This window comes from Methylobacterium sp. WL120 (assembly GCF_008039465.1).
GTDB lineage: Bacteria > Pseudomonadota > Alphaproteobacteria > Rhizobiales > Beijerinckiaceae > Methylobacterium > Methylobacterium cerastii.
In genome coordinates, this window is sequence record NZ_VRUT01000083.1 from 1 (window position 1) to 22,467 (window position 22,467).

The 22,467-nt window shown below is 71.0% G+C and carries 19 protein-coding genes and 1 pseudogene; 16 read left to right on the forward strand and 4 right to left on the reverse strand.

Going from position 1 to position 22,467, the window contains the following annotated elements:
• The 4 genes from FV229_RS16070 to FV229_RS16085 all read right to left on the reverse strand — a co-directional run.
• A partial coding sequence (locus FV229_RS16070) for a PucC family protein (protein WP_147752935.1) occupies positions 1–642 on the reverse strand: 642 nt, incomplete at its 3' end.
• Entirely contained in the window at positions 642–1,523 is an 882-nt protein-coding gene (gene chlG, locus FV229_RS16075) for a chlorophyll synthase ChlG (protein WP_147752936.1), read from the reverse strand. The genes chlG and FV229_RS16070, both read right to left, overlap by 1 nt.
• Before the next feature lie 228 nt (positions 1,524–1,751).
• Positions 1,752–3,200, reverse strand: coding sequence for a transcriptional regulator PpsR (gene ppsR / locus FV229_RS16080; protein ID WP_147752937.1), 1,449 nt, complete (start codon positions 3,198–3,200; stop codon positions 1,752–1,754).
• Positions 3,201–3,235: 35 nt separating this feature from the next.
• Positions 3,236–4,123, reverse strand: a complete 888-nt coding sequence (locus FV229_RS16085) for a cobalamin B12-binding domain-containing protein (protein ID WP_246688216.1) — start codon at positions 4,121–4,123, stop codon at positions 3,236–3,238.
• 279 nt (positions 4,124–4,402) lie between these two features.
• On the opposite strand from FV229_RS16085, the gene bchF reads away from it, so the two are divergent.
• The 16 genes and pseudogenes from bchF to bchD form a co-directional block, all read left to right on the forward strand.
• Positions 4,403–4,918 carry a 2-vinyl bacteriochlorophyllide hydratase gene (gene bchF, locus FV229_RS16090; protein WP_147752938.1) on the forward strand — a complete coding sequence of 172 codons (516 nt, stop codon included), beginning with the start codon at positions 4,403–4,405 and terminating at the stop codon, positions 4,916–4,918.
• On the forward strand, positions 4,915–6,216 hold the full coding sequence (locus FV229_RS16095; protein WP_147752939.1) for a ferredoxin:protochlorophyllide reductase (ATP-dependent) subunit N: 1,302 nt from the start codon (positions 4,915–4,917) through the stop codon (positions 6,214–6,216). The genes bchF and FV229_RS16095 overlap by 4 nt, the downstream gene beginning before the upstream one ends.
• Positions 6,217–6,220: 4 nt before the next feature.
• The gene (bchB, locus tag FV229_RS16100) at positions 6,221–7,792 is read left to right on the forward strand and encodes a ferredoxin:protochlorophyllide reductase (ATP-dependent) subunit B (RefSeq protein WP_147752940.1); all 1,572 of its coding nucleotides are present in this window, start codon (positions 6,221–6,223) and stop codon (positions 7,790–7,792) included.
• Positions 7,767–11,474, forward strand: coding sequence for a magnesium chelatase subunit H (locus FV229_RS16105; RefSeq protein ID WP_147752941.1), 3,708 nt, complete (start codon positions 7,767–7,769; stop codon positions 11,472–11,474). The genes bchB and FV229_RS16105 overlap by 26 nt, the downstream gene beginning before the upstream one ends.
• Complete coding sequence (gene bchL / locus FV229_RS16110) at positions 11,471–12,364, forward strand: ferredoxin:protochlorophyllide reductase (ATP-dependent) iron-sulfur ATP-binding protein (protein ID WP_147752942.1); 894 nt, start codon at positions 11,471–11,473, stop codon at positions 12,362–12,364. Before FV229_RS16105 ends, bchL begins: the two co-directional genes overlap by 4 nt.
• A gap of 11 nt (positions 12,365–12,375) precedes the next feature.
• Complete coding sequence (bchM, locus tag FV229_RS16115; RefSeq protein WP_147752943.1) at positions 12,376–13,083, forward strand: magnesium protoporphyrin IX methyltransferase; 708 nt, start codon at positions 12,376–12,378, stop codon at positions 13,081–13,083.
• Positions 13,080–14,510: a BCD family MFS transporter gene (locus FV229_RS16120; RefSeq protein WP_147752944.1), complete on the forward strand. Its 1,431-nt coding sequence runs from the start codon at positions 13,080–13,082 to the stop codon at positions 14,508–14,510. The genes bchM and FV229_RS16120 overlap by 4 nt, the downstream gene beginning before the upstream one ends.
• A gap of 31 nt (positions 14,511–14,541) precedes the next feature.
• Positions 14,542–15,318 carry a photosynthetic reaction center subunit H gene (gene puhA / locus FV229_RS16125; protein ID WP_147752952.1) on the forward strand — a complete coding sequence of 259 codons (777 nt, stop codon included), beginning with the start codon at positions 14,542–14,544 and terminating at the stop codon, positions 15,316–15,318.
• On the forward strand, positions 15,315–16,016 hold the full coding sequence (puhB, locus tag FV229_RS16130) for a photosynthetic complex putative assembly protein PuhB (protein WP_147752945.1): 702 nt from the start codon (positions 15,315–15,317) through the stop codon (positions 16,014–16,016). Before puhA ends, puhB begins: the two co-directional genes overlap by 4 nt.
• 269 nt (positions 16,017–16,285) lie before the next feature.
• The gene (gene puhC, locus FV229_RS16135) at positions 16,286–16,759 is read left to right on the forward strand and encodes a photosynthetic complex assembly protein PuhC (protein ID WP_147752946.1); all 474 of its coding nucleotides are present in this window, start codon (positions 16,286–16,288) and stop codon (positions 16,757–16,759) included.
• Complete coding sequence (locus tag FV229_RS16140; RefSeq protein WP_187273562.1) at positions 16,756–17,058, forward strand: hypothetical protein; 303 nt, start codon at positions 16,756–16,758, stop codon at positions 17,056–17,058. Before puhC ends, FV229_RS16140 begins: the two co-directional genes overlap by 4 nt.
• A 20-nt stretch (positions 17,059–17,078) precedes the next feature.
• Entirely contained in the window at positions 17,079–18,131 is a 1,053-nt protein-coding gene (gene acsF / locus FV229_RS16145; protein WP_187275167.1) for a magnesium-protoporphyrin IX monomethyl ester (oxidative) cyclase, read from the forward strand.
• A gap of 10 nt (positions 18,132–18,141) precedes the next feature.
• Entirely contained in the window at positions 18,142–18,966 is an 825-nt protein-coding gene (gene puhE, locus FV229_RS16150) for a putative photosynthetic complex assembly protein PuhE (RefSeq protein WP_147752948.1), read from the forward strand.
• 45 nt (positions 18,967–19,011) lie between these two features.
• A complete protein-coding gene (gene hemA / locus FV229_RS16155; RefSeq protein ID WP_147752949.1) occupies positions 19,012–20,229 on the forward strand; it encodes a 5-aminolevulinate synthase in 1,218 nt (405 codons plus the stop codon).
• Positions 20,230–20,465: 236 nt separating this feature from the next.
• A complete protein-coding gene (gene bchI / locus FV229_RS16160; protein ID WP_147752950.1) occupies positions 20,466–21,476 on the forward strand; it encodes a magnesium chelatase ATPase subunit I in 1,011 nt (336 codons plus the stop codon).
• A pseudogene (gene bchD / locus FV229_RS16165) lies at positions 21,473–22,467 on the forward strand (magnesium chelatase ATPase subunit D); the annotation flags it as partial. The gene bchI and the pseudogene bchD, both read left to right, overlap by 4 nt.

The window sequence follows — 22,467 nt, forward strand, 5'->3', positions numbered from 1 at the left end:
CTCCGCGCGCGCCGGCGCGGCGGCGGGCTCGACGCCGCGCACAGCCAGGCACGCGAGGACGAACGCCGCGAGGGAGACAGTGCCGGAGACCGCCACCAGCCGCGCCCCGGAGAACGGATCAAGGAAGTGCCCGGCGAGCGGCGCCGTGACCGCGAAACCGGCGATCATCATCACCCAGACGATCGTCGCCGCCGCGCCCCGCCGCCGGTCCTCGACGCCGGTGGCGAGAAGAACCAGGAGCGAGGTGCCGGCCGCGCCCGCGCCGATGCCGACGGAGAAGAAGGCCAGCACCGCGAGGGCGAGGCCGGCGAAAAGGTTGGTCTCGGCCAGCGCGGTCGCCACCGCGGCGAGGAAGCCGCCGAGCGCCAGCGCGGCCATGCCGCCGACGATCCAGGGGGTGCGGCGGCCGCCGAAGTCGGAGCCGTAGCCCCAGCGCGGGCGCAGCACTTGGACCGCGTAGTGGAGGGCGACAAGGGCGCCCGGCACGATCGCAGGCAGCGCCAGCTCCACCACCATCACCCGGTTGATGGTCGAGGTCATCAGCACCACGACCGCGCCGAGCGCGGTTTGGACCAGCCCTAGGCGGACGATCTGCATCCAGGAGAACCCGGATGACACCGTGGACGAGGACGCGGCAGCCATCACGGCACTCCCACGAGCGGACGGAGCGCGAAGGCGGCGACCAGCATGCCAAGCACGTAGAGGGTGGTGCCGGTGCCGTTGTACCAGGCGGCCTTCTCGCGCGGCGCCGCGAGCAGGCGGCGCATCAGTGCGATCTGCCCAAGGAGCAGCATCGCGACGATCGCCGCGTGCCACCCGCGGCTCCAGGCGAAGAGGAACGCGATCACCGCTGCCTGCGGCACCGCCATCACCAGACAGGCGAAGCGGGCGGCCCCGGGGATGCCGAGCTGGACCGGAAGCGAGCGGATGCCGGTGAGGGTGTCGCCCTCCACCGACTTAAAGTCGTTCAGGGTCATGATGCCGTGGGCGCCGATCGAGTACAGGGCGGCGACGATCAGGACGCGGTGGTCGGGGACGGTGGCAGCCATGACGGCGGCGCCCGTGAACCAGGGCAGCCCCTCGTAGCAGATCGCCACCGCCGAGTTGCCCCACCAGCCGTTGCTCTTCAGGCGCATCGGCGGCGCGCTGTAGAGCCAGGCCAGGACGAGGCCGAAGATCGCAGCGCCGAGGATCCAGGGCCCGAGCGCGGCGGCGACGAGGAGCGACAGGCCGGTCCAGGCCGCGGCGACGTAGAGCCCCCAGCGCCCCGGCATGCGGCCGGAGGGAATCGGGCGGTTCGGTTCGTTGATGGCGTCGACGTGGCGGTCGTACCAGTCGTTGACCGCCTGACTCGTGGCGCAGACCAACGGCCCGGCGAGGACGACGCCGGCCATGATCACCGGCCATTGCCCATGGGTCGGCTGCCCCGACGAGACCACGCCGCAGGCGAAGGCCCACATCGGCGCGAACCACGTGATCGGCTTGAGCAGTTCGACGAGTGCACTGGGAGCCGGTGTCGCCATGTCCGGAGGCTAGGTTTTCGGCACCCAAGGTGTCAAGCGAAGATGACAGATCGAGCGGTCAAAGTTTTTTACACACCCACCTGCGAAACGTTCCGCCGGACATCTCGTCCGTGCCTGGCGGTGTGGGTCGAGGGATTCGATCGACGCCGGCTTTCGTCGCCGAAGGCATGCTGCGGGAGGACGGTGACGTGCGCGCGGGCAACACGGTCGTCGTCCCGCATGCGAGGGTCAGGCGTCGGGAAAGTCCGGTCCGTCGAGGTCGCCGATGCCGTAGCGGCGCAGCTTGGCGTAGAGTCCCTGGCGGCTGAGCCCGAGCATCTCCGCGGCCGAGGCGCGGTTGTCGCGGGTGATCCGCAGGGCGGCCTCGATGCACAGGCGCTCGATCAAATCGGTGGTCTCGCGCACGAGATTCTTCATCGAGACACGGCCGACGAGCTCGGTCATCTGCTCGACCGAGCGCGGCAGCTCGTGCGAGCCCGGCGCCGCGGCGGCCACGGCGCGGCGCGGGGTGCCGCGGATGGTGAAGCCAAGGCAGGGTGGCCGCGCGTTCGGCACGGCGACGGCGGCGACCTCGACCTCCTCGATGGAGCCGAGCACGCCGCGCAGGCCGGTGGCGAAGTGCCGGACCGAGCCGTGCTCGGCCAGCGTCGCGAACAGGGTGGCGGCTTCAGTCTCCTCGCGGCCGATCCAGCGGTCGATCAGCTCGCCGCGCGCCTGCTCCACGGTCGCGATCTGGGCGAGGTCGAGGAAGGCGCCGTTGGCGGTGAGGATGCGCCGCGACAGATCGGTGACGACGAACCCTTCGGGAATGCCCTCGATCACGTCGAGGAGCGGGCCGCGGACGCGTGCCGAATCGGCGCCGACGATGGCGGCGTCGCTAACGCGAAGCAGCACGCTCGCCGAGCTGCCCTGTCGGAACAAAGAGGCCGAGATCCGCGCCGGCCCACGGCTGCCGCCAAGCCGGGCCTCGAGGTCCTCGGCCTTGCCGGTGGCGCGCAGGCCGGCGAACAGCAGCTCGATCTCACGCGCGCTCGCCGCCTCGAACAGCTCGACCACGTCCTGCCCGAGGATCCGCTTCTCGGGGCGGCCGACGAGCCGGACGGCGGCGGGATTGATCTCGGTGACCCGGCGGGTGGCCGCGTCGACCACGAGCACCGGCTCGCTGCCGAGCTGGAACAGCATGCGGTAGCGGGTCTCGGCGCCGCGCAGGCGGAGGTAGTCGCGCTCCAGCGCCTGCTGGGTCTCGACGAGCTTGCGCTGCAGCGAGGCCATGGCGAGGAGGTTGCGGCCGATGGCGATGATCGAGCCGTCCGAGCCCAACCGCATCGCGGCGTAGCGAATCGGCAGATCCTCGCCGGAGACGGAAGGGTGGTTGACCTGGCGCCAGCGGGTCACGCCGTCCGGCGCCGCATCGCGCATCAGCGCGTCGATCTTCGGCCGGCTCTCGACGGTGACGGTGTCGATCCACCGCCGTCCGAGCCAGGTGTCACAGCCCTGGCCCGCAAGATCCGGCGCAGCGAAGGCCGCGTCGCGGATGATGCCATCCGCGTCGACGACCAACGACAGGTCCGTCGCAGCCGCAACGAGAAGACCCGCCGCCTCTCCGCCGAGGGCCGCCAGGGTCTTGCTCAGGGCTGCGGAGGGGTTCTGCGCAGCGTGGGTGGCCAAGCTGGTCAAGTCTCACCGCTTCGTGAAGTCGCCGATCAGGTCTTTCAGCAGGCTCCCGCCCTCATATCAAGCATGAACTCGGCTGCAGCCACAGCTCGGCGTGCATCCGACGCCGTCGCATCCGCGCCGACTTGCTCGATATGGCCGGGATTGTCGATGAAGATCGGGCCGCCGACGAGGATCCGGACGCCGGGATTGAACGAGACGCGCCGAAGTTCGAGGACGGTCTTGGTCAAGGTCGGCAGAAGGACTTCACAGCCGAGCGAGAGGCCGATCACGTCGAACCATGCGGTCCGCGCCTGGTTCAGGATCTCGCCCACCGGCGCCAGCGCCGTGCTCGTCACGTGCCAGCCCGCGTCGCGGAAGAACTGCTCGATCATCGAAAGGCCGAACATGTGGGTCTCGCCGGGGCAGAGGCTCAGCAGGATGCTGTGCCCGTCCCGGTGCCCTCCGGTTTCGCCGCCGTAGCGGCGCGAGAGGTCGTGCATGATCCGCTGCAGGCGGCCCATCGCGATCGTCAGTTCCGCGAAATCGCAGAGATCCTCCTCCCACAACACGCCGAGGTGCCGCGCCGTCGGCGCCAGCAGGTCGAGGAGGAGGCTGTCGAGGGCGAGCCCGTCGTCGACGAGGGCGGCGATCCGCGCCTCCACCACTTCGCCGGCCGGCGCCAGCACGAGGGAGGCGAACGCCTCGATGTCCTCGGCCGTCGGCTTCCGCGGCCCCGGGCCGCGGGTCGACGCCTCCATCCGGTGGGCAAGCATCAGGCGGGGAATGATCTCGGCCTCGACGACGCGGGACAGGTGACCGTGCCAGCGATCGGAGAGCTGCTGCCGGCGAGGCGGCGCCCGTTCGTCGATCTCGCAGGCCGAAGCCATCTCGCGTGCGAGGGCCAGGATGGCGTTTCGCCCCTCGGAGCGCCTCAAGTCATCCATTGGCCCTCTCCAATGTCGCTGACGGCTTAATTGTCTTTACAACTCAGCATGGCCGGGCCTGGAAATCCCCGCGCTGTCGCCCTCTTCGGGACGACTTGACCTAGACGATACCCTTTCGAGCCGACTTGGCAATGGTCAATTCGAACCAGAATGCTTCGATGTCATTGTCATTTGGATTTGACGTAAAGCGCGCTTGACACTTTTGGGCACGGTTTCTAGGCTTCACCCCAAGCCGCTCCTTCGAGAGGCGGCCGGCCGCAGCAGGGATGGGGTGAGGCGATGGGTCCGACGGACCGGACGACACGACCACCACTCTACACGCCGGCCGAGCGCGCCCGGCGCGACGCCAGCCGCTGGACCCTGGTCCAGGGCCTTCTCGCCCCCCTTCAATTCCTCGTGTTCCTCATCAGCCTCGGGCTCGTCCTGCGGACGCTGGCCACCGGCGAGGGCGCGGTCGCCGCCAACCTCTCGGTGCTGGCCAAGACGGGGCTGCTCTACGCGATCATGGTCACCGGCTCGATCTGGGAGAAGGCCGTGTTCGGCCGCTACCTGTTTGCCCCGGCCTTCTACTGGGAGGACGTGGTCAGCATGCTGGTGCTGGCCCTGCACACCGCCTACCTCGCCGTCCTCACGCTGGGCCTCATGGGCACCACCGGGCTGATGTGGCTGGCGCTCGCGGCCTACGCCTCCTACGCGGTCAACGCGACGCAATTCCTGCTCAAGCTCCGGGCCGCGCGGCTCCAGGCCCGGCCGCATCCGCGCCCCGTCGGCGGCACCGCGATGGTGGCGCGATGAACGCGCCCTTCCTCCCGTCGAGGGCCGCGACGGTGCCCGTCGAGGCCGGCTGCGGCGACGTCACGATCCGGCAGGAGCGCGGCCAGCGCGCAGTGTTCTGCGGGCTGACCGGTATCGTCTGGCTGCATCGCAAGATTCAGGACGCGTTCTTCCTCGTGGTCGGCTCGCGCACCTGCGCCCACCTGATCCAGTCGGCCGCCGGCGTGATGATCTTCGCCGAGCCGCGCTTCGCCACCGCGATCATCGACGAGCGCGACCTCGCCGGCATCGCCGACATGAACGAGGAGCTCGACCGGGTGGTGCGCCGCCTGATCGAGCGCCGGCCCGACATCCGGCTGCTGTTCCTCGTGGGCTCGTGCCCCTCCGAGGTGATCAAGCTCGACCTCGGCCGCGCGGCGCAGCGCCTCTCCACCACCTTCTCGCCTGACGTGCGGGTGCTGAGCTATTCCGGCAGCGGCATCGAGACCACGTTCACGCAGGGCGAGGATGCGTGCCTGGCGGCCCTCGTCCCCGAGATGCCGCGGGCGGAAGCCGACGCCGCCCCGGCGCTGCTGGTGGCGGGCGCCCTCGCCGACGTGGTCGAGGACCAGTTCCTCCGCATCTTCTCCGAGCTCGGGATCGGACCGGTCGCGTTCCTGCCGGCGCGGCGCGCGGGTCAGCTGCCGGGCGTCGGGCCGAACACCCGCTACCTGCTCGCCCAACCCTTCCTCACCGACACGGCCAAGGCGCTCGAGGCCCGCGGCGCGACGCGCCTGCCGGCGCCGTTCCCACTCGGGGTCGAGGGCACGACGCGTTGGCTCAAGGCTGCCGCCGACGCGTTCGACGTGCCGGAGGCCCGCTTCGAGGCGGCGACCGCGCCGGGCCGGGCCCGCGCCGGGCGCGCCCTGGAGCACCACCGCGAGAAGCTTGCGGGCAAGCGCGTGTTCTTCTTTCCCGATTCGCAGCTCGAGGTGCCGCTCGCGCGGTTCCTGTCGCGCGAGATGGGGATGGGCCTGTGCGAGGTCGGCACGCCCTACCTGCACCGCGGGCATCTGGCCGAAGACCTCGCCCTGCTGCCGGACGGCACGCAGATCGTCGAGGGCCAGAGCCTCGACGAGCAGATGGACCGGGCCCGCGTCGCGAAGCCCGACCTGACGGTCTGCGGCCTCGGCCTCGCCAACCCGCTGGAGGCGGAAGGGCTCGCCACCAAGTGGTCGATCGAGCTGCTGTTCACGCCGATCCAGGGGTACGACCAGGCCGGCGACCTCGCCGAGCTGTTCGCGCGCCCGCTCGTGCGCCGCACCCGGCTGGAGGTCTGAGGCGATGCAGCTCACCCTCTGGACCTACGAAGGACCGCCGCATATCGGCGCCATGCGGGTCGCCACCGCGATGGAGGGGCTGCACTACGTCCTGCACGCGCCGCAGGGCGACACCTATGCCGACCTGCTGTTCACGATGATCGAGCGGCGCGACGCCCGCCCGCCGGTCACCTACACCACCTTCCAGGCCCGCGACCTCGGCTCCGACACCGCCGAGATCTTCAAGAACGCGGCGTCCGCCGCCTACGAGCGCTTCAAGCCGCAGGCGATGATCGTCGGCGCCTCGTGCACGGCGGAGCTGATCCAGGACGATCCGGGCGGCCTCGCCAAGGCGCTGAACCTGCCGATCCCGGTGATCGCGCTGGAGCTGCCGGCCTACCAGAAGAAAGAGAACTGGGGCGCCTCCGAGACCTTCTACCGGCTGGTGCGCGGGCTGTCCGGCTCGCCGTCCACGGAGCCGAAGCCGGAGGGCCGGCGCCCGTCCTGCAACATCCTCGGGCCGACGGCGCTGGGCTTCCGCCACCGCGACGACCTCACCGAGATCACCGGCCTGCTCGGCCGGCTCGGCGTCGCCGTCAACGTGGTGGCGCCGATGGGCGCGAGCCCCGCCGACCTCGGACGCCTGAAGGACGCCGACTTCAACGTCGTGCTATACCCGGAAATCGCCAAGGCCGCTGCGCTTCACCTGCAGAAGACCTTCGGCCAGCCGATGGTCGAGACGGTGCCGATCGGCGTCGGCGCGACGATCCGGTTCGTCGAGGAGGTCGCGGCCCTGGCCGGCGTCGATCCGGCGTCGGTGCTCGCCGGGGCGCCGTCGCGGGCGCCCTGGTATTCGCGCTCGGTCGATTCGACCTACCTCACCGGCAAGCGGGTCTTCATCTTCGGCGACGCGACCCATGCGATCGCCGCCGCCCGCGTCGCCAAGGCCGAGCTCGGCTTCCAGGTCGTGGGCCTCGGCACCTACGGCCGGGAGTTCGCCCGCGAGGTCCGCGCCGAGGCGGCGCTCCACGGGATCGAGGCGCTGATCTGCGACGACTACCTCGACGTCGAGGCGGCGATCCAGGCGGCCGGCCCCGAGCTGGTGCTCGGCACCCAGATGGAACGCCACATCGCCAAGCGGCTCGGGCTGCCCTGCGCGGTGATTTCGGCGCCGATCCACGTCCAGGACTTCCCGGCGCGCTACTCGCCGCAGATGGGCTTCGAGGGCGCGAACGTCCTGTTCGACACCTGGGTCCACCCGCTGATGATGGGCCTGGAGGAGCACCTGCTCGGGATGTTCCGCGAGGACCCCGAATTTAACGACCGCGCGCCCTCGCATCTCGGCGGCAAGGCGCCCGCCAAGGCTTCCGTGCCGCCCGCCACCGCCCCCGAGCCCGTCACCGCGGCGACGCTCGCTGCGCCGTCCGCTCCGACGACTCCGACCTGGGCCACGGAGGCCGAGAAGGAGCTGAAGAAGATCCCGTTCTTCGTCCGAGGAAAAGCCCGAACCAACACGGAAACCTTCGCCAGGGAGCGGGCGCTGCCGCTCATCACCGTCGAGACCTTGTACGATGCAAAAGCGCATTTCGGCCGCTGAACGGCCCGAACTCCGCATCGTCATCGTGACGATGGACAACCACATGGCGAGCGCCCTGGAGCGCGCCCGCCTGCGCCTGCGCAGCGAGATGCCGGGGCTCACCCTCGACTTCCACGCCGCCGCCGAGTGGGACACCTCGCCCGCGAGCCTCGCCGACTGCAAGGCCGACATCGGCCGGGCCGACATCGTGCTCTCGACGATGCTGTTCATGGACGAGCACGTCCGCGCCGTGCTGCCGGCTTTGCTGGCCCGGCGCCCGCATTGCGATGCGATGATCGGCTGCCTCTCGGCCGGCGAGGTGGTGAAGACCACCCGCCTCAACCGCTTCGACATGGACGGCACCAAGCGCGGCGCCCTCGACTTCCTGAAGAAGCTGCGCGGCAAGCCCGGCGCCCAGGGTAACGGCGCCCGCCAGATGGCGATGATCCGCAAGCTGCCGAAGATCCTGCGCTTCATCCCCGGCTCTGCGCAGGACGTGCGCGCCTACTTCCTTACCCTGCAATACTGGCTCTCTGGCTCGGACGAGAACATCGCCAACCTGGTGCGCTTCCTGGTCGGGCGTTACGCCGCCGGCCCGCGCCTCGCTTGGCGCGAAATCGCCGCCGCGCCGAGCCCCCTGAGCTACCCCGAGACCGGCCTCTACCACCCGCGCATGAAGGGCCGCATCGGCGAATCGCTCGCCGCGCTGCCGGTTCCCAAAGGGCCCGCCAAGGGCCGCGTCGGCCTCCTGGTGATGCGCTCCTACGTGCTCGCCGGGAACACCGCCCACTACGACGGCGTGATCGCGGCGCTCGAAGGCCGCGGCCTCGCGGTGGTGCCGGCCTTCGCCTCGGGCCTCGACAACCGCCCGGCGGTGGACGCCTTCTTCCGCCGCGACGGTCGCCCGGCCATCGACGCGCTGGTCTCGCTCACCGGCTTCTCGCTGGTCGGCGGCCCCGCCTACAACGACGCGGCGGCGGCCGAGACGGCGCTCGCCGACCTCGACGTGCCCTACCTCGCCGCCCATGCGCTGGAGTTCCAGACCCTGGAGCAGTGGGAAGGCTCCGACCGCGGCCTCTCGCCGGTCGAGGCGACGATGATGGTCGCGATCCCCGAGCTCGACGGCGCCACCGCGCCGATGGTGTTCGGCGGCCGCTCCGGCGCGTCGATGGGCGAGAACGCCCGCGACATGCGCGTCCACCCCGAGCGCGCCGACATGCTCGCCGCCCGCATCGAGCGCCTGGTGACCCTGCGGCGGACCGCGCGGGCCGAGCGCAAGGTGGCGATCGTGCTGTTCGGCTTCCCGCCGAACGCCGGCTCGATCGGCACTGCGGCGTTCCTCTCGGTCTACCAATCCCTGCACAACACCCTGACCGCGATGAAGGCCGACGGCTACGAGGTGGAAGTCCCAGCCAGCGTCGACGACCTGCGCAACGCGGTGCTCGCCGGAAACTCCGCCCGCTACGGCACCCCGGCCAACGTCCACCACCGCATCCCCGCCGAGGAGCACGTCCGCCGCGAGCGCCACCTGGCCGAGATCGAGGCGCAATGGGGTCCCGCCCCGGGCCGCCAGAACAGCAACGGCTCGGTGCTGTTCGTCCTCGGGGCGCAGTTCGGCAACGTCTTCGTCGGCGTGCAGCCGGGCTTCGGCTACGAGGGCGACCCGATGCGCCTGCTGTTCGAGCGGGGCTTCGCGCCGACCCACGCCTTCTCGGCCTTCTACCGCTACCTCCGCGACGACTTCCGCGCCGACGCGGTGCTGCATTTCGGCACCCACGGCGCACTCGAGTTCATGCCCGGCAAGCAGACCGGCCTGTCGGAAGCCTGTTGGCCGGAGCGGCTGATCGGGCCGCTGCCGAACGTCTACCTCTACGCCGCCAACAACCCCTCCGAGGGGATGATCGCCAAGCGGCGCTCGGCGGCGACCCTGGTCAGCTACCTGACCCCGAGCCTCGCCCAGGCCGGCCTCTACCGCGGGCTGATCGACCTCAAGGCGTCGATCGAGCGCTGGCGCGCCCTGGAGCCGGAGGCGGAAGCCGAGCGGCGCGACCTCGGCCAGCTCGTCCAGGCCCAGGCCGCCGCCCTCGACCTCACCCAGGCCGAGCCGGCCTGGGACGACCTCGCCGCCCGCATCCAGGCGCTCGGCCAAGCGGTCTACGAGCTCGAGCACACCCTGATCCCGCACGGCATGCACGTGGTCGGGAAGGGCACCCCGGCCGAGGAGCGGGTCGACCTGCTGCTGGCTTTGGCCGAAGCCTCCGCCGGCCTCGTGCCGGAGCGGGCCGGGATCGTCGCCCTGGTGGCCGGCGAGGGGGTCGACGCGGCCCTGGCCGCCGCGGGCCTGCCCCTCGACGAGACCCATCGCGCCGCCTTCCGCTCGCTGTCCGAGACCGACGCGCTGCTGGCGAAGGACCACGAGGTCGCCGGCCTGCTCAAGGCGCTCGATGGGCGCTTCATCGCGCCTGTGGCCGGCGGCGACCTCTTGCGCAACCCGGCCGTGCTGCCGACCGGGCGCAACCTCCACGGCTTCGATCCCTACCGCCTGCCGTCCGCCTTCGCGGTCGCGGACGGCGCGCGGCAGGTCGCCCGGATCCTCGCCCGCCACCGCGACGAGGGCGCAGCCCTGCCCGAGAGCGTCGCCCTAGTGCTGTGGGGGACCGACAACCTGAAGAGCGAAGGCGGCCCGATCGCCCAGGCGCTAGCCCTCATCGGCGCGACGCCCCGCTTCGACGGCTACGGCCGGCTCTGCGGCGCGACGCTGATCCCGCTGGAGACCCTCGGCCGCCCGCGCATCGACGTGGTCGTGACCCTGTCCGGCATCTTCCGCGACCTGCTGCCCTTGCAGACGAAGCTCCTGGCCGAGGCCTCTTACCTCGCCGCCACCGCCGACGAGCCGGTGGAGAGCAACTTCGTGCGCAAGCACGCCCTGGCGCACCAGGCCGAGCACGGCATCGACATCGAGACCGCGGCGCTCCGGGTGTTCTCGAACGCCGAGGGCACCTACGGCGCCAACGTCAACGGGCTGGTCGAATCCGGCCGCTGGGAGGACGAGGACGAGATCGCCGAGACCTTCTCGCGCCGCAAAAGCTTCGCCTACGGCCGCACCGGCCAGCCGGCGCCCCAGCGCGCGCTGATGCGCAGCGTCCTGGCCAAGGTCGACCTCGCCTACCAGAACCTCGATTCGGTCGAGGTCGGGGTCACGAGCGTCGACCATTACTTCGACGGGCTCGGCGGCATGGGCCGGGCGGTGGCGGAGGCCCGCGGCGCCGCGGTGCCGATCTTCATCAGCGACCAGACCCGCGGCGAGGGCACCGTGCGCTCGCTCTCCGAGCAGGTCTCGCTCGAGACCCGCACCCGCATGCTCAACCCGAAATGGACCGAGGGCATGCTCGGGCACGGCTACGAGGGCGTGCGCCAGATCGAGGCGCACCTCACCAACACCATGGGCTGGTCGGCGACGAGCGACGGCGTCGCCCCGTGGATCTACCAGCGCATCACCGAGACCTACGTCCTCGACCCCGCCATGCGCGAGCGCATGGCCGCCCTCAACCCGACCGCCTCGGCCAAAGTCGCACACCGGCTGATCGAGGCGCATCAACGCGGCTTCTGGACTCCCGACGCGGAGACGCGCGACGCGCTCGCCCGCGCCGAGGAGGAACTCGAGGACCGTCTCGAAGGCATCACCGCGGAGGTTGCGGCATGAACATCGCCATCAGGAATCCCATCGCCGCCCGCCGCGAGCCGGAAGGCAGCGTCCAGGTCTCGCTGGACGTCGCCATCGGCACGACCGCGAAGGTCTTCGCGGTCTACGGCAAGGGCGGCATCGGCAAGTCGACGACCTCGTCGAACCTGTCGGTCGCCTTCTCGAAGCTCGGCAAGCGGGTGCTGCAGATCGGCTGCGATCCGAAGCACGACTCGACCTTCACGCTCACCAAGCGCCTCGCGCCCACCGTGATCGATGCCCTGGAGGCGGTGCAGTTCCACTCCGAGGAGCTGCGCGTCGAGGACTTCGTGGCGGAAGGCTACAACGGCGTGATGTGCGTCGAGGCCGGCGGCCCGCCGGCCGGCACCGGCTGCGGCGGCTACGTCGTCGGCCAGACGGTGAAGCTCCTCAAGGAGCATCACCTCCTGGAGGACACCGACGTGGTGATCTTCGACGTGCTCGGCGACGTGGTCTGCGGCGGCTTCGCCTCACCGCTCCAGCACGCCGAGCAGGCGCTGGTCGTCACCGCCAACGACTTCGACTCGATCTTCGCCATGAACCGCATCGTCGCGGCGATCCACGCCAAGGCGAAGAACTACCCCGTGCGGCTCGGCGGCGTCATCGCCAACCGCTCGGCCAAGACCGACGAGATCGACCGCTTCAACGCCGCCGTCGGCCTGGAGCGCATCGCCCACTTCCCCGACCTCGACGTCGTCCGCCGGTCCCGGCTCAAGAAGCGGACCCTGTTCGAGATGGACCCGACGCCGGAACTCGAGGCCGTGACCACCGAGTACATGCGGCTGGCCGCCTACCTCTATGCCGGCGGCAAGCCGCTCTCCGCGATCCCGATGAAGGACCGCGACCTCTTCGAGTTCCTCGGGTTCGACTAGGGGCGCGCGCCATGACCAGCACCACCTACGCCGAACGCCGCGGCCAGCTCACCACTTACTTCGACCGCACCGCGGTCGAGGCCTGGGCGCGGCTCACCTCCGACGCGCCGGTCTCGAAGATCCGCGCGACGGTGAGGGCCGGCCGCGACGCCATGCGCGGCACGCTGCTGTCCTGGCTGCCGGACGACCTCAGCGGCCGGCGCATCCTCGATGCCGGCTGCGGCACCGGCGCGCTCAGCCTGGAGGCCGCGCGCCGCGGCGCCGAGGTCGTGGCCATCGACGTGTCGGCGACGCTGGTCGGCCTCGCCGCCGAGCGGACGGGGACGATCGCGGGTGGCGGGTCGATCGACTTCCGGGTCGGCGACATGCTCGATCCGAGCCTCGGCCGCTTCGACCACGTCGTCGCGATGGATTCGCTGATCCACTACTCCGCCGCCGACATCGCGCGGGCGCTGGCCGTGCTCGGGGAACGCACCGACGGCTCGGTCGTGTTCACGGTGGCGCCCCGCACCGCGCTCCTCACCGTGATGCACGCGGCCGGCAAGCTTTTCCCCAAGGGCGACCAGGCCCCGGCGATCGTGCCGATCACGCTGGGCGCGCTCGATCGGCGCATCGGCCGCGAGCCGGCGCTGGCCGAATTCGCGATCGCGCGCACGCATCGCGTCAACAGCGGCTTCTATCTTTCGAACGCGATCGAGCTGTCGCGGAGCCGCGCATGAAGCTCGGCCCCCGCCTGATCCAGCACCTCGCGGCGCTCGGCCCGTCGATCCTCCCTTTCGCCGACGCGGCGACGAAGGAGTTGCCGCTCGGCCGGCTGATGCGGCTGTCGCTGTTCCAGGTCACCGTCGGCATGGCCGCGGTGCTGCTGATCGGCACGCTCAACCGCGTCATGATCGTCGAGCTGGAAGTGCCGGCCTGGGTCGTCGCGCTGATGCTGTCCCTGCCGCTGATCTTCGCGCCCTTGCGGGCGTTGATCGGCTTCCGCTCGGACACCCACCGCTCCGTGCTCGGCTGGCGCCGGGTGCCCTACATCTGGTTCGGCACGCTGCTGCAGTTCGGCGGCCTCGCGATCATGCCGTTCGCCCTGCTGCTGCTGTCGGGCGACACCACCGGGCCGATGTGGGCCGGGCAGATCGCCGCCGCGCTCGCCTTCGTGCTGGTCGGCGCCGGGCTCCACACCACGCAGACGGTGGGCCTGGCGCTCGCCACCGACCTCGCCCCGGCCCATGCGCGGCCCAAGGTCGTCGCGCTGCTCTGTGTGATGCTGCTCGTGGGCATGATGGTCAGCGCGGTCGCGTTCGGCCTCCTGCTCGCCGACTTCTCGAAGGTGCGGCTGATCCAGGTCATCCAAGGCACGGCGCTCGTCACCATCGTGCTCAACGGCCTCGCCCTGTGGAAGCAGGAGGCGCGCGATCCCAACCGGGCCCGCGACGCGGCGCAGCCGAACTTCTCGGAATCCTGGGCCGCCTATGCGGGGCAGGGGCTGGCGCGCCGACGCCTCGTCGCGACCGGGCTCGGCACCGCGGCCTTCTCGATGCAGGACATCCTGCTGGAGCCCTATGGCGGCCAGATCCTGCACCTCTCGGTCGCCGCCACCACGGCCTTGACCGCTCTGCTGGCGGCCGGAGGCGGCCTCGGGCTGCTGGTGGCGGCGCGCTGGCTCAATCGCGGCGGAAACCCGTTCCGCGTCGCGGCGGCGGGTGCCGTGATCGGCATCCTCGCCTTCTCCTGCGTCGTGTTCGCCGCGCCGCTCGGCTCCACGCAGGTCTTCGCGGCCGGCGTCAGCCTGATCGGCTGCGGCGGGGGCCTGTTCGCCCACGGCACGCTCACCGCCTCGATGGCGAAGGCCGGGCCGGAGGATACCGGGCTGGCGCTCGGCGCCTGGGGCGCGGTCCAGGCGTCGGCCGCAGGCCTCGCCATCGCCGCGAGCGGAATCGTGCGCGACGCCGGCTCGAGCCTGGCGGCATCGGGGGCGCTCGGCGAGGCGATGAGCGACCCCTCGATCGGCTACCTGATCGTCTACCACATCGAGATCGCGCTGCTGTTCGCGACGCTCGTCGCGATCGGTCCGCTCGTGCGCGACCGCAGTCTGCAACCGGCGTCCAGGGTCAGATCCCTGTCCGCGCTGTCCACCTCGTCAACCTGACCGTCGGGAGATCGCCATGTCACCTGGAGCACTGCCCACGGGCGCACTGACCGGCTACGTCGACGTCGCGCAGATCGTCCTCTACGCCTTCTTCCTGTTCTTCTTCGGCCTGGTCTTCTGGCTTCGCCGCGAGGACCGGCGCGAGGGCTATCCCCTTGAGGCCGAGGTGACGGGCCGGCTCAAGAGCCCCGACCCGATCCTGATCCCGTCGCCGAAGCTGTTCCACCTCGCCGACGGCAAGATCAAGCAGGCCCCGCAGGCCGACATGGTGCCCGACCGCAACTTCGAGGGCCGCAAGCGCGAGCCCTGGCCGGGCGCCCCGCTGGAGCCGACCGGCGCCGACCCGATGTTCGCCCATGTCGGCCCCGGCTCCTGGGTGAGCCGCGACGACGCGTTCGACCACACCTTCGACGGCCAGAAGCGGATCGTACCGTTGCGGGTCGCGACCCACTTCATGGTCCACGAGGACGGCCCGAACCCGATCGGCATGAGCGTCTTCGGCGCCGACAGCCAAGTCGCCGGAACGGTGTCGGACATCTGGATCGACCGCGGCGAGAGCTTCGCCCGCTACTACGAGGTCGAGCTCGGCGCCGGGGCGCGCCGGGTGCTGATGCCGGTCACCTTCTGCCGCACCGGCCGGTTCTCGCGCACCGTGAAGACCGAGGCGCTGCTGGCCCGCCAGTTCGCCGACATCCCCCCCCACGCCGACCCCGACGCGGTGACGCTCCTCGAGGAGGAGAAGATCATCGCCTACTTCGGCGCCGGCACCCTGTACGCCACACCCCAGCGCGCGGAGACCCTGATATGAGCGACCGCCGAATCAACGACACCAGCCAAGTCGACACGGTCGTCGACGACCGCATCCCGGAAGGCATGCCCGGGGCGCTGCCGCCGGGCGAGCACATCCTCTGGCAGGGCCGGCCGACGGCCTTCGGCATGGCGGCGCGCCCGATGCACGGCGGGTTCGTGGTGCTGTGGTTCGCCGTGCTCGCCGCCTGGACCATCCTGCCGGCCGCCCTCGACGGGGCGGTGCTGGCCGGCCTCAAGGCCTCGTGGCCGACCTTCGCCGCCTGCGCCGCGGCGCTCGTCGTCGTCGGCGGGCTCGGCTGGCTCGCCTCCTGGACCACCACCTACACCATCACCAACCGCCGCGTGGTGATGCGGATCGGCATCGCGATCCCCGTCACCTTCAACCTGCCGCTGGCGCAGGTGGAGGACGCCGCGCTGCACAGCTTCGCCGACGGCACCGGCGACCTGCCGCTCCGGCTGAGCGCGGGCACCCGCGTCGCCTACCTGCACCTGTGGCCGCATGCGCGCCCCTGGCGCGTGACCGAGCCGCAGCCGATGCTGCGCTCGGTGCCCGATGCGGCCGCGGTGGCCGCCATCCTGGGCCGGGCGATCGTCGCCGCCCGCGCGCCGGAGGAGGAATCGGCGCTGCCGATCCTCGTCGCCCGCCCGCAGGCCGCTTCGCGCCAGCCCCGCCTCGTCGCCGTCGGCGCGCGCTGAACCACGCGAGCCTCCCAGGCCTTCGAAGACGCAAGACCCTCAACGCCCGTCCCGGCCGACATGCCGGGGCGGGCGTTGGTTTTTCCAGAAAAGGTCGTTCCCGAACAACGACTTGATCATCCGAACAAAAAACGAGTTCGAAAAATCCAAAACCAGGATTGTCAAGCGCGCTTGACACCGGTTAACCTGACGCCAACGAGACGGCCCCGTGGCCAGGCACCACACGGTGCCGACGCGAGGATCGGTCCGGATGACGGTGAGGGAAGCCGATGGCTGAGGTTGCGGAGAGCGGGCCGGTCCCGGCGCTCGCACTGATCGGAGCCGGTGCGCTGCTGGGCTTCACCATGCTGGCGGTGATGGTCGGGCGCACCGAAGGCATCGGCCTCAGCGGCAATCCCGGCGGCAAGCCGGTCGCCTCCGTCTCCCTCCGCGTGCTGGACCGCGCGGACGGATCGATCCGGATCGAGGATGCCGCGAACGCGCGGCTGATCGAGACCGTCGAGCCCGGCCAGGACAACTTCGTCCGCGCGACCCTGCGCAGCTTCGGTCAGTCGCGCCTGCGCGCCGGCCTGACCTCGGCCGAGCCGTTCCGCCTGACCCGTTACGACGACGGATCCCTCGCCTTGATCGACGAGGTCACGGGCCGCAGCGTCAACATGGGCGCCTTCGGCCCGACCAATGCCCTCGCCTTCGCCAAGCTGCTGCCCGGCAACGCCCTTCCCGACGTGAGCGTCCCGCGATGATCGGATTTTTGAACGGCCGCCGCACGGTCGAGGTGCCCTGCACCGTCGAGATCGAGCAGACGCCCGAGAGCCTGCACGCCCACGTCAGCCTCGACGCCGACTTCGAGATCGAGCCTGGCGACGAGGTCCAAGTCCACGATGCGCCGACCTCGGTGCCCTACGGCGAGCGCCTCGTCGTCCGCCGCACCGCGACGGTGACGCGGGCCGGGCGGATCGAGCGGCTCTGGACCAAGCTCGCCGGCCATCTCGAACTGACCGAACTCTACGAAGTCAGCTTCAGCGAGAGGAGGAAGCTTTGAACGCTCCCGTCAGGCATCCGCTGCCCAACCGTCCGGTCAACGAATCGACCAAGTCCGCGCAGGAGACGACCTTCCTCAGCCCGCGCTTCTACACCACCGACTTCGCGGAACTCGACCGCACGAACGTCGAGCCGGTCCGGGCCGCGTGGGACGTGCTGATCGAGGAGCTGCGCTCCGACCCGAACAAGCGGCACTTCACCCGCAACGCCGACTTCGACTGCGACCTGTCGCAGATGGAGCCCGAGCTCCGGAAGGAGTTTCTCGACTTCTTGGTCTCCTCGATCACGGCCGAGTTCTCGGGCTGCGTGCTCTACGCCGAGATGCGCAAGCGCGCCAAGAACAAGGACATCAAGGAGCTGTTCGGCTTCATGAGCCGCGACGAGGCGCGCCACGCCGGCTTCATCAACGACACGCTGAAGGACTTCGGCATCGGGGTCGACCTCGGCTTCCTGACGAAGTCGAAGAAGTACACGTTCTTCCGCCCGAAGTTCATCTTCTATGCGACCTACCTGTCGGAGAAGATCGGCTACGCGCGCTACATCACCATCTTCCGGGAGCTGGAGAAGCATCCCGAGCGGCGCATCCACCCGATCTTCAAGTGGTTCGAGAAGTGGTGCAACGACGAGTTCCGCCACGGCGAGGCCTTCGCGCTCCTGATGCGCGCCAACCCGAAGCTGACGCAGGGGCTGAACCGCTACTGGATCAAGTTCTTCCTGCTGGCCGTGTTCGCGACGATGTACGTCCGCGACCATTGCCGCCCGGCCTTCCACGCCGCGCTCGGGGTCGACCCGTCGGATTACGACTTCACCGTCTTCCGCATCACCTCCGAGATCTCGAAGCAGACCTTCCCGCTGACGCTCGACCTCGACAACCCCAAGTTCAAGCAGCGGCTCGACACCCTGCTCGACTGCTCGGTGAAGATCGCCGAGGCGCGGGCGCAGGGCGGCGTCGCCGGCACGCTCAAGCGCGGCGTGCAGGTCGCGCGGGCGGCGGTCACCTTCGGGCGGCTCTACCTGCTGCCGACCCTGGACAACGCGATGCCCGCCGACATCCGCCTCGAGCCGGTGTGGTAGCGGGTCGGCGATGTCGCCCTACGCGGTTCCGGCCCTCTATGCGGTGGCGATCTGGTGGTTCTCCACCGGGGTGATCATCCTGCTCGACCACCTGCCGCGCCGCACCTTTCCGTGGAGCATGGCCGGCGGCACCGCGGTGCTGCTGGCGGCGCTCTACGCGATCGGCACGAGCGCCGGCGACGCGACGGAACGGGGGGCCTACACCGCCTTCACCGGCGCGCTGCTGGTCTGGGGCTGGCAGGAGATGAGCTACTACATGGGCTTCGTCACCGGACCGCGCCCCGAGGCGTGCCGGCCGGGCGCCCGCGGATTCGAGAAGTTCCGGGCGGCGGTGGCCACGAGCCTGTGGCACGAGCTCGCCATCGTGCTCGGCGCGCTGGCGGTCCTCGCGCTCACCTGGAACGCGCCGCAGAAATTCGCCCTGTGGACCTACTGCGTCCTGTGGGGAATGAACCTCAGCGCCCGGCTGAACCTGTTCCTCGGGGTGCGCAACCTCAACACCGAGTTCCTGCCCGATCACCTGTCCTATCTCGGCTGCTACCTGACGAAGCGGTCGATGAACCTGCTGTTCCCGGTGTCGGTCAGCGTCGCCACCGTGGTCGTCGTGCTCCTGGGGCAGGTGGCGCTCGCCGAGCCGATCACGCCGCACGCGATGGTCGGCTTCACCATCCTCACCACGCTGATGGGTCTGGCGACCCTCGAGCACTGGTTCCTGATGCTGCCGCTGCCCGCGGCCGCCCTGTGGAACTGGAGCCTACCGCCGAAGGTCGCGGCCTCCGCCGCGACCGTGACGACACCGGTGCCGGCCGAGCCGGGCCGGCGTGACGCGGCCTGACGCGGGAGAACCCGCGCGATCGTAACGAGGACGGGGAGACGAGCGATGGATTACGAAGCGTTCTTCGGCGCCGAGCTTCAGAACCTGCACCGGGAAGGCCGCTACCGCGTCTTCACCGATCTCGAACGTCAGAACGGGCGCTTCCCGCACGCGACCCACCACAGCCCGGAGGGCGAGAAGCCCGTCACGGTCTGGTGCTCGAACGACTATCTCGGGATGGGCCAGCACCCGGACGTGCTCGCGGCCATGCACGAAGCGCTCGACCGCTGCGGCGCGGGTGCGGGCGGCACCCGCAACATCTCCGGCACCAACCATTACCACGTGCTGCTGGAGCGCGAGCTCGCCGACCTCCACGGCAAGGAGGCGGCCCTGCTGTTCACCTCCGGCTACGTCTCGAACTGGGCGGCGCTTGGCACGCTCGGCGCGAAGCTGCCCGGTTGCGTGATCCTTTCCGATTCCGAGAACCACGCCTCGATGATCGAGGGCATCCGCGCGAGCCGCGCCGAGCGCCAGATCTTCCGCCACAACGACCCGGAGGACCTCGACCGCAAGCTGCGGATGATCGAGCCCGGCAGGCCGAAGCTCGTGGCCTTCGAATCGGTCTACTCGATGGACGGCGACATCGCCCCGATCGACGAGATCTGCGACGTGGCCGAGGCGCACGGTGCGCTCACCTACCTCGACGAGGTCCACGCCGTCGGCCTCTACGGCGCGCGCGGCGGCGGCATGTCGGAGCGCATGGGGCTGGCCCACCGCCTCGACGTAATCGAGGGGACGCTGGGCAAGGCCTTTGCGGTCCATGGCGGCTACATCACCGCGAGCGAGAAGCTGTGCGACTTCGTCCGCAGCTTCGCCTCGGGCTTCATCTTCACCACTTCGCTGCCGCCGGCGGTGGCGGCGGGCGCGGCCGCCAGCATCCGCCACCTCAAGCAGAGCGGCGTCGAGCGCGCCCGCCACCAGGAGCGGGTGCAGCGGGTGCGCGAGCGCCTGGACGCGGCCGGCATCCCCTACCTGCCGAACGACAGCCACATCGTCCCGGTGATGGTCTGCGACCCGGTGCTGTGCAAGGCGATCTCCGACACCCTGCTCGACGAATTCGGAATCTACGTGCAGCCGATCAACTACCCGACCGTCGCCCGCGGCACCGAGCGCCTGCGCATCACCCCGTCTCCGCTGCACACGGACGCCGACATCGACCACTTGGTCGAAGCGCTGGCCGTGATCTGGGGCCGGATCGGGCTGGAGCGGGTGGCGGCGGAGTAGGGGACGCCCTCGGGCACCGGATGGCGCGTTGAAAGCTCCGGGCGGCCCCTCTCCCATGGGGAGGGGACCCGCGACTGACTTAAGCGGTGTGGGGATGCGGCGGCCCGCAGCGTCAAATGGGAACGCCCCGTGCGTTTCGAAGGCTTGGGTGCCATTCTCGATCGCACCGCCGGCCGCCGCCCTCCCGGGTGATGAATCGGCGTGACCACACCCTCGAATCGTCGAGTCCCGAACGCGTGACAACCTTCCCCTTCACCGCGATCGTCGCCCAGGACGAGATGCGTCAGGCGCTGCTGATCGCGGCCGTCGACCCGTCGGTGGGGGGCGTGCTGGTGTTCGGCGACCGCGGGACCGGAAAGTCCACCGCGATCCGGGCGCTGGCCGGGCTGCTGCCGCGGATGCGGGCCGTCGTCGGCTGCCCCTATGCCTGCGATCCGGCGGCGCCCGCCGAGGCGTGCCCGCATTGCGCAGGAAAGCTTGAGCGGAAGAGTGCCCTCGTGCCGGTGCCGGTGGTCGATTTGCCGCTCGGGGCGACCGAGGACCGCGTCGTCGGCGCGCTCGACCTGCAGCGGGCGCTGGCGCTCGGCGAGAAGGCGTTCGAGCCAGGGTTGCTGGCGCGGGCCAACCGCGGCTTCCTCTACATCGACGAGGTCAACCTGCTGGAGGACCACCTCGTCGACCTGCTGCTCGACGTGGCCGCGAGCGGGGTCAACACCGTCGAACGCGAGGGCCTGTCGATCCGCCACCCGGCGCGCTTCGTGCTCGTCGGCTCCGGCAACCCGGAGGAGGGGGAGCTGCGGCCCCAACTCCTCGACCGGTTCGGCCTCGCCGTCGAGGTGGCGACGCCGACGGACATCGCGACCCGCATCGACGTGGTCCGCCGCCGCGACGCCTACGAGCGCGACCCGGCCGCGTTCTGCGCCACGTACAGTAAGGCGGAGCGGGCGCAGGCCAAGCAGATCACCCTCGCGCGCGAGCGGCTTCCGGCCGTGACGATCCCCGACGCGGTGCTGGAGGCCTGCGCGCGACTCTGCCTCGCGCTCGGCACCGACGGGTTGCGCGGCGAGCTGACTCTGATGCGCACCGCCCGCGCGCTCGCCGCGCTCGACGGCACGCACGACGTGACCATCGATCACGTCCGCCGGATCGCGCCGGCGGCGCTCCGCCATCGCCTGCGCCGCAACCCGCTCGACGAGGCCGGCTCCACCGCCCGCGTGGCGCGTGCCGTCGCCGAGGTCCTGGCGTGACCCCTGAGCCCGGCGCGGGGCGCTGGGCCGACGCGATCCGGGTCGCGGCGCTGCTCGCTGCCGACCCGCAGGCCTGCGTCGGCATCCGCCTGCGCGCCGGGGCCGGCCCGGTGCGCGACGCCTGGCTCCGGCACCTGACCGACCGGCTTGCAACCGGCACTCCCGTTCGCCGCTGCCCGCCCGGGATCGGCGACGACCGCCTGCTCGGCGGCCTCGACCTCGCCGCGACCCTGTCGGCCGGGCGGCCGGTGGCGCAGGCGGGACTGCTCGCCGAGGCCGATGGCGGCCTCGTCGTCGTGCCGATGGCCGAACGGCTGTCGCCCGGCACGGCGGCGCGCCTTGCGGCCGCCCTCGACACGGGCACGGTCGCGGTCGCCCGCGACGGGTTCTTCGAGACGCGGGCGGCACGGTTCGGGCTGGTGCTGCTCGACGAGGGACTCGACGACGAGGCACCGCCCGTCGCGCTCACCGAACGCCTCGCCTTCGACGTGGATCTCCGGGACCTCGCGCTGCGGGACATCGACGGCGCGACCGCGTCCGACCCGGCTCGACGCACGCCCGACCGAGCGATGGAACCGGACGACGCCTCCGAAGCCGTGGCCACGCTCTGCGCCGCCGCCGAGGCTCTCGGCGTGGCGTCGCTACGCGGGCCGTTGCTCGCCGTGCGGATCGCCCGGCTGATCGCCGCCTGCGACGGACGGAGCATGTTGGCGGAACCCGATCTCGCCGAGGCGGCGCGCTTCGTGCTTGGGCCGCGGGCGACGCGGATGCCCGCTCCCGAGCAGCCCGGCGACGACGCCGAGCCACCGCCACCACAGGCATCCCCCGAGGACGAGCGGCCGCCCGACGCGTCCGCGGACGAGGCGGCCTCGGAGCGGCAGCAGGCCGAACCGCCGAGCCTCGACGACGTCGTGCTTGCAGCCGCGCTCGCGGCGATCCCACCCGGCCTGCTCGCGGCGCTCGCCGCCGGCCAGGCGCCGGCGCGCGGCGG